We start from the raw sequence: 11,061 nt of genomic DNA on the forward strand, positions 1-11,061 counted from the left end.
ACCCAAAACGGATGGGAAGCGCTTGTTCAGGCACTTCCCATCGTAGAGCATCACTCGGCCTTTTCGCCCTCGGCGGTTTCGCCTTCGGCGGCAGCCGGAGCCTCAGCCTTGGCAGGAGCCTCGTTGGTCAGGAGTTCCTTCTCCCAAGCAGCCATCGGCTGCTCGGAATCGGCGGCCTTGGCGGCCTGGCCGGAACGCTCCAGCAGACCTTCGGCAACAGCGTCGGCCATCAGGCTGGTGAGCAGTTCGATGCCGCGGATGGCGTCATCGTTGGCCGGAATCGGGTAGTCGACAACGTCCGGGTCGGCGTTGGTGTCGACGATGGCCACGACCGGGATGCCCAGCTTGTGAGCTTCCTCGACGGCCAGGGATTCCTTGGTGATGTCGACGACGAACATCGCGGAAGGAGTACGGTTCATGTTGCGGATACCGCCAAGCTGCTTGTTCAGCTTGTCCTTCTCGCGCTCGAGCAGCAGCAGTTCCTTCTTGGTCAGACCGGAGCCGTGCACGTCGGTGAAGTCCATCTCCTCAAGTTCCTTGAGGCGGTTCACGCGCTTGGAAACGGTCTGGAAGTTGGTCAGCATACCGCCGAGCCAACGCTCGGAAACGTACGGCATGTTCACGCGGGTGGCCTGGGCGGCGATGGCTTCCTGGGCCTGCTTCTTGGTGCCGACGAAGAGCACGGTACCGTTGTGGGCCACGGTGGTCTTGATGAAGTCGTACGCCTTGTCGATCATGTCGAGCGACTTGAACAGGTTGATGATGTGGATGCCGTTGCGCTGGGTGAGGATGAACTGCTTCATCTTCGGGTTCCAACGACGGGTCTGGTGGCCGAAGTGCAGGCCAGCCTTCAGCATTTCGCTCATAGTGATCTGAGCCATGGTATTACTACCTTTCATTGTCGGTTCTTGCCTGGTCATGCGCACCTGCGTGCAGCATCTCCCCCGTTTGCGCGGGTTTGCAGCCGACCGACACAGGCCGTCGCGAGCATGACGCGAATTTGTTGTGTACCGGTTGACAATATTGGTTGGCTCCAAGCGCCTGCGACTGCGCTTGTTGCCGGGGTGGCACACAAGCTTCTAAGATAACAGGAGGCCGGTACACTATGCGGTTGCTGCACAGTGCACCGGCCTTGCTTACGAGTCAAACCCAGCTTATTGCCAAAGCTGTGCCGAGCTTGGCGAATAATCGTGGGATATGCAATCGCGTGTGATTGGCTTACCTGGTCTGTCCGGCCTGACGGTTGCGCATATAGCGCAGCGCCTCACGACGTTCTTCCTTTTCCAACCGGTCAAGGTACACATGCCCATCCAGATGATCGCACTCATGCTGCAGCATGCGTCCCATCAATCCGTGGCCTTCCAGCACCACTTCCTTGCCGTCCAAATCAATGCCGCGCACACGGGCGTAATCAGCTCTGCGCGTCTTGTACCACAGGCCGGGCACCGACAGGCATCCCTCATCACCGTACTGTTCGCCGGAGGTCTCCTCGATCACCGGGTTCAGGATGTAACCGATCTTGCCGTCGATGTTGTAGGAGAACGCCCTCAGGCTTACGCCGATCTGGTTGGCGGAAAGTCCAGCTCGTCCCGGATCGTTGACCGTTTCCAGCAGATCATCCACCAGACGTCGTACGGCCGGGGTGATCTCCTTGATTTCGTCACATGGGGTGCGCAGTACCGGATCCGGCACGACTCGAATCTCACGAATGGCCACTCTTATTTACTCCTCAGTGTTCTCGGCATTGTTCTTGGCGTTCTCGTCGACACCGGCCTTGCCGGCTTCGGCATCGGGCTGCGCCTCGGCTGCATCCGGTTCGGATTCCGCCTTTGACTTCTTGATTTTCTCCTGCACGCTAGCAAGCGAATCAGACACGCTGGTCTTCATCTGTTCGGAAGCCTGCTTGACTTGTTCCGATGCCTGCTTGACCTGTTCGGAAGCCTTCTTGACGGTCTCCGAGGTGCTGTCGATGATTTTCGCGGTGGCGGGCAACGGCTTGTTCGACGGCTTGGGCGCGTACAGTTCATCCTCGATGATGGCAGCATACCGCTGCAGCACCTTTGGACGAACCACCTTCATGCTCGGGGTAAGCGTGCCGCGATCCTGGCTGAATTCCTCATCCAACACCGCGAACTTGCGCACGGATTCGGCGCGGGACACGTTGGCGTTGGCCTGATCGATGTACTGCTGGATGAAGGCACGCACCGCGTCGTTATCCTTGGCCTGCTCGAGGGTCATGTTGGCATCGAGCCCCTGACCTTCCAGCCAGGAGTGCAGCATCTCCGGATCAAGCTCAATCAGCGCGGACACGAACGGCTTGCCATCGCCCACTACCACCGCATGTGCGACGATGGGGCAGGTGTCGATGATGTCTTCCATCGGCGCCGGGCTGATGTTCTTGCCGCCGGCGGTGATGATGATGTCTTTCTTACGGCCGGTGATGAAGGTGAAGCCACGGTCATCGATGCGACCCAGATCGCCGGTCTTGATCCATCCGTCGGCGGTCATGGCTTCGGCGGTGAGCTCCGGCTGCTTGTAGTAGCCGAGGAACACATTCGGGCCGGTAAGCTCGATTTCGTCATCCTCGCCCAGACGCACACCCATACCGGGACCGGGCTTGCCTACCGAGCCGACCTCGTTGTCATCCTCCCAGTTCACCAGCATCGGGGCTGCGGTTTCGGTCATGCCATAACCCTGGATGAAGGTGATGTCGTCCATGCCATTGAAGAAATGCGCCAAATCAACGTTCAACGGTGCGCCGCCGCATGCGAGCCACCTCAAGTTCGGACCCAACGCGGAGCGGATGGACTTGCCGACCGTGGCCATGTAGAAGGAGTGGCGCATGCGTTCGATCAGCGAATGACCGCGTCCGGCTTGCTCGTCCTTGCTCCACTTGACGAAGTGCTTGACCGATTGCGCGAAGATATAGCCTTGGATGCCTGCGCCGGCCTTCTGCGAGGCGGCATTATAGACCTTTTCGAATACGCGGGGCACGCCAAGCAGATACGTCGGCTTGAAGCTGCGGATGTCCGCCAGCAGATGCTTGGCATTGGGGATATATCCCACGACTCCGCATCCGCCAATGCACACGTATTGGATGTACCGGGCGAAGCAGTGCGCCAACGGCAGGAACAGCAGCAGGCGATTGTCCCGATACAGCATGCCGTTGAGAATCTCATAACCGTTGAGCACGATATGCGTGTAGTTGCGGTTGGAGAGCATGGCGCCCTTGGGCTTGCCGGTGGAGCCGGACGTGTAGACCACGGTGAGCAGATCATCAGCCTTGATACGCGAGATCGCCTGATCCAGCGCCTCGTCATTGACGCCGCGACCGAAGTCGGCCACGGCATCAAGTCCGTCCGCCTTGAAATTGAACACGTATTTCATGCCCGGGTGATTGGAGCGGATCTGCTCGAGCGTCTGGGCACGCTGGAAATCGCCGGCGAACGCGATGGCTGGATCAACCTCCTCGATGATGCCCGCGGTCTGCTTGGCGGAGTCGGTTTCGTACACCGGAACCACCACAGCGCCGATGGCCGCACAGGCGAAATCGGCAACACCCCATTCATAGCAGGTGGGCGAATAGATCAGCACCATAGTGCCGGCCTTGACGCCAAGCCCCATCAGACCTTTGGCGACCTCACGAACGCGTGCGAGCATTTCGCTTGCGGTCACGCTATGCCATTGATGGGTCTGGTCGTCCTGCCATTCGGCGATGGTGTCGTTCGGCGTGCGGGCCGCTCGCTTGGCCAGCAGCGAGAAGACGGTGTCTTCGTCGGTGGTGACGTACCTTGGTTCTTCAACATGTTCACGCATACGCTCCACTATAGGCGAATCACCGCATGACTACGCTTAGCGACCCAATAGGTTGCTCATGGATTATCCCAAATCAGCGAACACGCACATCCAGCGGGACCCGATATAGCGGAACTTCAGATTCACGCGAATATCCTCCTGCCCTATAGTCATGAGTACGGCCAATTCCATGGTCCTATCGCTGGTGATCACACCGTCGATCAGGTTGGGCACCGTAGGCAGATAACAGAACCTTGCCTTCACGCTGGGATTCGCCAGCACATGAAGGTCGAACAGGCTGTGCAGGGTCTGCAGACGGTTCAGGCACGGCGAGGTTAGCGCACGCTGCAGTCTGTTGACACCCATCTTGCCGCGAATCGCATCCGTGCAATTGCATGCGATTCTGCATGCCGCCAAAGCCATGGTGTGGCATTCCTGCGACCCTATGTTGCAGGCGAACAATGGTTGGATATGGTAACGAATCGGCCTATCCGATAGCTCTACGGTAATGAAGCCGTCAAAGCTGGGTTCCTTCCCCGGTCTCGATGATGTATTGGCGAAATACTCGTTGTATTGCATTGGTAATCACCTGTGATCCCCTTCTCTGGTTCAGCCTCCCTTGGCTGGACGCAATATCCACCACATCACGGAACCCGGCAGGTGGCAATTTCCTGTGCCTACCGTATAAAAACGCCCACGAAACTAGGCATACCGTAGTGGGTAGCCTATTTCGTGGGCGTTGATCCCTTTGCTTGTACCGCTGCGCGCGATTACGTGCGGTTACGTGCGATTAGTGGGCTGAGTAGGGGTTGACCACCATGCCGCAACGCTGGAAGTTCTTCACGTCAACATAACCGGTGGAAGCCATGGCACGCTTCAACGCGCCGATGAAGTTGGTCTTGCCATCGGCCTGGTGGCTAGGTCCGAAGAGAATCTGCTCCAGCGGAGCCACAGTGCCGACCGTGGTGCGGTAGCCGCGAGGCAGCGTCTGATGGCGAGCTTCGGAACCCCAGTGGGTGCCCTTGCCAGGAGCCTCGGTGGCGCGAGCCAGCGGAGCGCCCAGCATCACGGCATCGGCACCAAGAGCCAGTGCCTTGACGAAGCTGCCGGAATCACCCATACCGCCATCAGCGATCACCTGCACATAGCGGCCGCCGGACTCATCCATGTAATCGCGGCGAGCTTCGGCAACATCGGCGATGGCGGTGGCCATCGGAGCCTGCACACCCAAGGTCTGGCGGGTGGCGGAAACCGCGCCGCCGCCGAAGCCGACCAGCACACCGGCGGCACCGGTACGCATCAGATGAAGGGCTGCGGTGTAGTTCGCGGCGCCACCGACGATGACCGGCACATCGAGGTCATAGATGAACTTCTTCAAGTTCAACGGCTCATGGGAGGAGGATACATGCTCAGCGGAGACCACAGTGCCGCGAATCACAAACAGATCCACGCCAGCATCCACCACGGTGGAATAGAACTGCTGGGTGCGCTGGGGAGACAATGCGCCGGCGACGGTAACGCCAGCAGCACGAATCTCATGCAGACGCTGAGTGATCAGTTCCGGCTTGACCGGTTCGGAATAGATCTGCTGGATGCGCGCGGTGGCTTCCTCGGCCGGAAGCTGTGCGATTTCGTCAAGCAGTGGTGTCGGATCCTCATAACGGGTCCACAGACCTTCCAGATCAAGCACACCGAGTGCGCCCATCTTGCCCATTTGGATGGCGGTGGCCGGGCTGGTGACCGAATCCATTGGCGCGCCGATCACCGGCACGTCGAATTCGTACGCGTCGATCTGCCAGGAGGTGGAGACGTCCTCCGGATCGCGGGTACGACGTGAGGGAACGATGGCTACATCGTCAAGCGCGTAGCCAAGATGACCTTTTTTGCCCAAACCGATTTCAATTTCCTGAGACATGGTCTCCAGACTATTGCCGGGGACGGACGCGTTACCGCTCGTGTCCATATTCTCGAATAACGGATCGGCTCGTTACATAGATGATATATGACTGAATCCTGTAGCGACGAACCAATCAGGAGGAAGCATGGCCAAAATCAAGGTCGAAGGCACCGTTGTTGAACTTGACGGCGACGAAATGACCCGCGTCATCTGGAAGGACATCAAGGATAGGCTTATTCTGCCGTATCTTGACGTGAATCTCGATTACTACGATCTGGGCATCCAGCATCGCGACGAAACCGATGATCAGGTGACCATCGATGCCGCTCACGCCATTCAGAAGCACCACGTGGGCGTCAAATGCGCCACGATTACGCCTGATGAGGCACGCGTCAAGGAATTCGGTCTGAAGAAGATGTGGAAGTCCCCCAACGGCACCATCCGCAACATCCTGGGCGGTACGATTTTCCGCGAGCCGATTGTGATGAACAATGTTCCTCGTCTGGTTCCCGGCTGGACCAAGCCGATCGTGGTAGCGCGCCACGCTTTCGGCGATCAGTACAAGGCCACCGATTTCAAGGTGCCCGGTGCCGGCCAGTTGACGGTTACCTTTACTCCTGATGATGGTTCCGAACCGATTCAGCATGTGGTGTACAACTATGGCCCGGACGGCGGCGTGGCACAGGTGCAGTACAACGTGAACGATTCGATCCGTGGTTTCGCTCGTGCCTGCTTCAACTATGGTCTGATGCGTCACTACCCGGTGTACCTGTCCACCAAGAACACGATTCTGAAGGCCTATGACGGCCAGTTCAAGGACATTTTTGCCGAAGTATTCGAAACCGAATACAAGGATAAGTTCGAGGCGGCCGGCCTCACCTATGAGCATCGCCTCATCGACGATATGGTGGCCAGCTCCCTGAAATGGCATGGCGGCTACATCTGGGCTTGCAAGAACTACGACGGTGACGTGCAGTCCGATTCGGTGGCGCAGGGATTCGGTTCGTTGGGCCTGATGACCTCCGTGCTGATGACCCCGGACGGCCAGACCGTCGAAGCCGAGGCCGCACATGGCACGGTGACCCGTCATTACCGTCGCTGGCTTAAGGGCGAGAAGACGTCCACCAACCCGATTGCCTCGATTTTCGCTTGGACCGGTGGTTTGAAGCATCGCGCCGATCTGGATGGCACTCCGGAGGTCCGTCATTTTGCCGAAACACTGGAAAAGGTGATTGTTGACACCGTTCAGGGCGGTCAGATGACCAAGGATTTGGCCATGCTGATCGGACCGGATGAGCCGTGGCTGGATACCGAAGGCTTTATGAACGCGTTGGATGAGAACCTGCAGAAGGCGCTGGCCTGAAGCGCCGCACTCGTCTGGACGCTTTCCGTAAGCTCCTGATACCCTGATTCATCCCGGATATATGCGTCAATACTGCATGTGTCCGGGATTTTTCATCGCCGGTCTACTACAATCATGGGTCAGTGTGTTGTTCCGATATCCGCCTGTCAGGAGGTTCCGTTCGCTTATGGGGTTTGCACGACGCTCCGCAACCATTTTCGCCGCTTTTGCCACAGTGTGCGCCATGGCATTGTCTTTGACTGCGTGCGCTCCGGATGCTACCGAACAATTCGCTTCCACCAAGGAACAAACCACGGTGACCTCTGATTCGGTCGGCACCGCGGCATTGTTCACCCCGTCCGACGGCATTACGCTGAACCAGCAGACGCCTTTGAACAAGTGGGCCAAACTAACGCCTGAAATCAACGATGCGCTGGTGACCTACGGGTTCAAGAAGAAGAACATCTCCCACACCACCTCCGATTCGCTGGACAAGCAGAGCCGCGCAATCCAGGACTATGTGGTCAATCATTTGTCCGGCAAGGATTCATCGAATGACTCAGACATCACCATTGCACCTGAGAATATGACCCTTCTGGTGGCCCCAGTGGTCAAGGCCGATGATTCCACGCGCCAGTATGGTGACTACGTCAGTCAGGAACTCAGCACTGAGAACGCGGTGAACGAGGGATCTGCCAACGCCTCTGACGATGGCAACAAATCCACCGATACTGAAGCCGGTACCGGTACAGCTGATACCGACAGCAGCAACAGCAACGACAACGCCGAAACTGATGCGGACCAGTCGCAAGCCGTGCAACGATTGGTGTCTTCTCTGAAACTCGCCCAAGAATCCGGGATGCATGTGGTGCTGCTGGCCAACAGCATCGAGGGATACAAGCCGGATGCCTTCGTCCAGTTCTCCGATGCACGTTCGATTGGCCATATGCAGGCCGAGAAGCTTGCCGCCAAGCTGGAATTGGACAAGGCCAGCAAGGATAATCCAAAGCGCATCGAAGTGCTGCTGCCATACACGCCTACCGATGCCAACAAGAACGGCTCCAGCGTGGATTCCACATTCGCCGAAGAAGCGTTCCAAGGTATTTGGCAGGTGCTTGGCGCCTACTACCAGAAAGGCACTGTGGTAAGCCCCTCCGAATCGTTGGACAAATCATCCTCCGACAAGGACTGGCTCAACGTGGCCTACGATGCCAGTGAGGATAATGCCACCACCAAAGAATTGGATCGGCGTCTCGGCCGCAACGGCGATGCATCCAACCCCGCTCGCATCGACGGCATTATCGCCATGAATGACTACGTGGCATCCGAAGTGGTCAACGAGCTCAACGATCTGGGATACACCGGGTCTGCCGCGGATATCAACCCGCAGATCACCATTGCCGGCATTGTGGGCAATATTACCGGCAAGAAGGATCTGCAGCGCGAACAGGTGCCGGATCCCATCAAATCCACGGATGATGACGCCAACGGCACCAAGGATTCCGACGACGCCGACACTAAAAGCGACAAAGCCAAGGATTCCCAATGGCCTTTGGTCACCGGCTATGGCGCATATGTCTCCAGCATTCCTTCAGTGGTCAAAGGCAAGCAATGGATGACCGGCATCGAAAACCGCCAATTGCTTGCATCGGATATCGCCGAGGTGTGCGGCAAACTCAACACCGGAGAAAAGATCACCGGATTGTCTGCTGTGCGCAACACCGAAGTAGGCGGCGTCAAGAAGGTGCCTACGTTGAGCGAACCGGTGCTCGCCGTGGGCGCCAGCAATCTCAAGGCCACACTCATCGACCCGGGATATATTTCACTCGCCGATGCCGGACTGTGACCAATCAGCATCCACTTCAATCGTGCTCGGGGCTCATTCCTTGAGCACGATTTTTTGTGCTGCCGCATAGGCTTCAGGGTTGAGATAATCATGTGCGCCGCGTCTCAATCCCCAATGCAGGCAACTGTCTTCGCAATGATCGGAATCGCCTTGCACCATGCCGATTTCCTCGCCTTTGCTCACCGTGGCCCCGACAGTGAGATCGGTCACCGCCGGCTCAAACGTTGAGGTCACTCCCCCGCGATGCCGTATGCTCACCACATCCTTGCCGCCTACACGTCCGGCGAAGCTGATGGTGCCATCCTTGGGGGCCAGAATCGTTTGCTGAACCGTGGTTTGCAGATCCACACCACGGTGTCCCGCCGCCCAAGGTGCCGCCGGCCTATCGAATGCTTCTGCGACCGTGGGATTCTCCACAGGCCAGCCGTATCGGGCCTCGCATGGAGCACCCACCTGCTGCTCCAAGGCAGTCATATCGGTAAAATCAGCCAATGTAAGCCCGTCTTGCCCAGCCGATACGTAGCCAGCCGGACTCTCCTCGCTCGACAACACCACAGAGGACCCTTCCGATTCCCCATGAGCGGCATATTGCGTGCCTATGGAGGCTTCTGAAAGTGCGAGCCCTATCATCAGCGCCATCAGCAACCCAAACACTGCGCATGCGGCCACAATGGCAGCACGCATCGTCTCCTCGCGTTCAGTCCGTTGCCGTTCCTGACTGCGTTGTCTCATCAGGCGTCTGACGGTTTGGCGACGCCAATCGAACCAATTGCCACTCATAATCAATCTCCTTACATCTCATAAACGGCTTGTCCATGGTTTTCTGAGCTGTCTGTGTCCGCAAAAGGATGGGCTTCATTGCCGGTAACTCCACAGTGCGGGAAACAACCTCGTTCTGTCCAGCTGAAACAAGGTATGTGGTTCGAGCTTGCCAAGTTATCCACATAAGCAAAACCGTTTGATAGAAGAGCCCGTTTCACGGTACTCGAGAATGGCCAGGCAAAAGAATGGCGGTATTATCAGCACAGAAGATGCCAAAGCAGCGTGCACAACAAACGACAATGCAGTCATATCAGGGAGGATCCAAGTGAAGGTATGCGAGGTTCCGCTCAGCGTCAACCTTTTAAGCCAGAGCAACATTGAGCCCATACTGATGACCAGCATTGCGTCAGTCGGACTTGTTGCCACCCTGATATTGGCGTTCCGCTTTTTGCGCAAGCCTGGGGTATGGCGTACTCACCAGAAATCAGCGGCCTGGTATGCGGTTATTGTCACAATTCAAGCATTCGTAGTGGCAGCCATAGGTCCAACCATAACCCCATTGCATACAGGCGTTGCGCGACGCACTTTGGAACAGACGTGCGGCATTTCCGACATGCACACGAACGACGGGGTATTCACATGGCTGGAAAACCTGAAATACCCTTATTTGGGCGGAGAGACACGCTATGGGCCGCTCTGGTTCACGCGCAACGGAAAAATTACCTCCGGCGGCGTGACGCTGAAGGATGGCATAGCAACTGTGTATAGCGGCGATTACGATGCCAACATCACCGTTAACATCAGTGATGCCGGATCGACCATGCTTACCTACCTGGTACTGGTGGTAACGGTGGCCATCCTGATGTTTGTTGTTGCCTACACGTTGATGTGCCAGAAAAAACCGATGGAAAATGAACCTCTCATGGTGTTTGTCACGTGGCTTTGCGTGTTCATCGCCGCAATCATGACTGGAGTCAGTCTTCCGGTAATCGATGAACGTTGGTTTGCCGTGACAACAGTGGTGATGCTCCTGGAAAACGTCGTGGCCTTCGCTAGCCCGTTTTGGCTGTTGCATCGCCTGACATCCAACAATCATGAGACACGGCAATGAAAAACCCCTTGCTTGATTTGCAAGGGGTTTCAGATGGCTCCTGCGGCTGGGCTTGAACCAGCGACCGTCCGATTAACAGTCGGATGCTCTGCCAACTGAGCTACGCAGGAATATTCAATTATCAATCCAACCGTCACCAGCTGAACCAACATCATCCCAACCGAACAAGCCGGTTGAATGAGCTCCTGCGGCTGGGCTTGAACCAGCGACCGTCCGATTAACAGTCGGATGCTCTGCCAACTGAGCTACGCAGGAATATTCAATTATCAATCCAACCGTCACCAGCTGAACCAACATCATCCCAACCG

General features: G+C 57.1%; 9 protein-coding genes and 2 tRNA genes. 3 read left to right on the forward strand and 8 right to left on the reverse strand.

Features of this window, described 5'->3' with window-relative positions:
- Positions 1-50 precede the first annotated feature (50 nt).
- From rpsB to JS530_RS07890, 5 genes are all read right to left on the reverse strand, one after another.
- Positions 51-881 carry a 30S ribosomal protein S2 gene (rpsB, locus tag JS530_RS07870; RefSeq protein WP_214376622.1) on the reverse strand — a complete coding sequence of 277 codons (831 nt, stop codon included), beginning with the start codon at positions 879-881 and terminating at the stop codon, positions 51-53.
- Between the two features lie 337 nt (positions 882-1,218).
- Positions 1,219-1,716, reverse strand: a complete 498-nt coding sequence (def, locus tag JS530_RS07875) for a peptide deformylase (RefSeq protein ID WP_214376623.1) — start codon at positions 1,714-1,716, stop codon at positions 1,219-1,221.
- A 6-nt stretch (positions 1,717-1,722) separates the two neighbouring features.
- Positions 1,723-3,816: an AMP-dependent synthetase/ligase gene (locus tag JS530_RS07880; protein WP_214376624.1), complete on the reverse strand. Its 2,094-nt coding sequence runs from the start codon at positions 3,814-3,816 to the stop codon at positions 1,723-1,725.
- 63 nt (positions 3,817-3,879) lie between these two features.
- Positions 3,880-4,218 (reverse strand): hypothetical protein, encoded by a 339-nt coding sequence (locus tag JS530_RS07885; protein ID WP_214376625.1) that lies wholly within the window; start codon positions 4,216-4,218, stop codon positions 3,880-3,882.
- A gap of 367 nt (positions 4,219-4,585) precedes the next feature.
- Positions 4,586-5,710, reverse strand: a complete 1,125-nt coding sequence (locus JS530_RS07890; RefSeq protein ID WP_214376626.1) for a GuaB3 family IMP dehydrogenase-related protein — start codon at positions 5,708-5,710, stop codon at positions 4,586-4,588.
- 127 nt (positions 5,711-5,837) lie between these two features.
- Between JS530_RS07890 and JS530_RS07895 the strand changes: the two genes are divergently transcribed.
- Together JS530_RS07895 and JS530_RS07900 are read left to right on the forward strand one after the other, a co-directional pair.
- Complete coding sequence (locus tag JS530_RS07895) at positions 5,838-7,055, forward strand: NADP-dependent isocitrate dehydrogenase (RefSeq protein ID WP_214376627.1); 1,218 nt, start codon at positions 5,838-5,840, stop codon at positions 7,053-7,055.
- A 166-nt stretch (positions 7,056-7,221) separates the two neighbouring features.
- Entirely contained in the window at positions 7,222-8,880 is a 1,659-nt protein-coding gene (locus JS530_RS07900; protein ID WP_214376628.1) for a substrate-binding domain-containing protein, read from the forward strand.
- 33 nt (positions 8,881-8,913) lie between these two features.
- Here the strand turns inward: JS530_RS07900 and JS530_RS07905 are convergent, their stop codons facing one another.
- Positions 8,914-9,660, reverse strand: coding sequence for a M23 family metallopeptidase (locus JS530_RS07905; RefSeq protein WP_214376629.1), 747 nt, complete (start codon positions 9,658-9,660; stop codon positions 8,914-8,916).
- 211 nt (positions 9,661-9,871) lie between these two features.
- On the opposite strand from JS530_RS07905, the gene JS530_RS07910 reads away from it, so the two are divergent.
- On the forward strand, positions 9,872-10,753 hold the full coding sequence (locus JS530_RS07910) for a hypothetical protein (RefSeq protein WP_214376630.1): 882 nt from the start codon (positions 9,872-9,874) through the stop codon (positions 10,751-10,753).
- A gap of 34 nt (positions 10,754-10,787) precedes the next feature.
- Here JS530_RS07910 and JS530_RS07915 read toward each other — a convergent pair.
- Positions 10,788-10,863, reverse strand: a tRNA-Asn gene (locus JS530_RS07915).
- A gap of 72 nt (positions 10,864-10,935) precedes the next feature.
- Positions 10,936-11,008: transfer RNA gene (locus JS530_RS07920), tRNA-Asn, on the reverse strand.
- Positions 11,009-11,061: the final 53 nt, after the last annotated feature.

Origin of the sequence: Bifidobacterium colobi, assembly GCF_018555455.1 — a bacterium.
In the GTDB taxonomy this organism is placed as follows: domain Bacteria; phylum Actinomycetota; class Actinomycetes; order Actinomycetales; family Bifidobacteriaceae; genus Bifidobacterium; species Bifidobacterium colobi.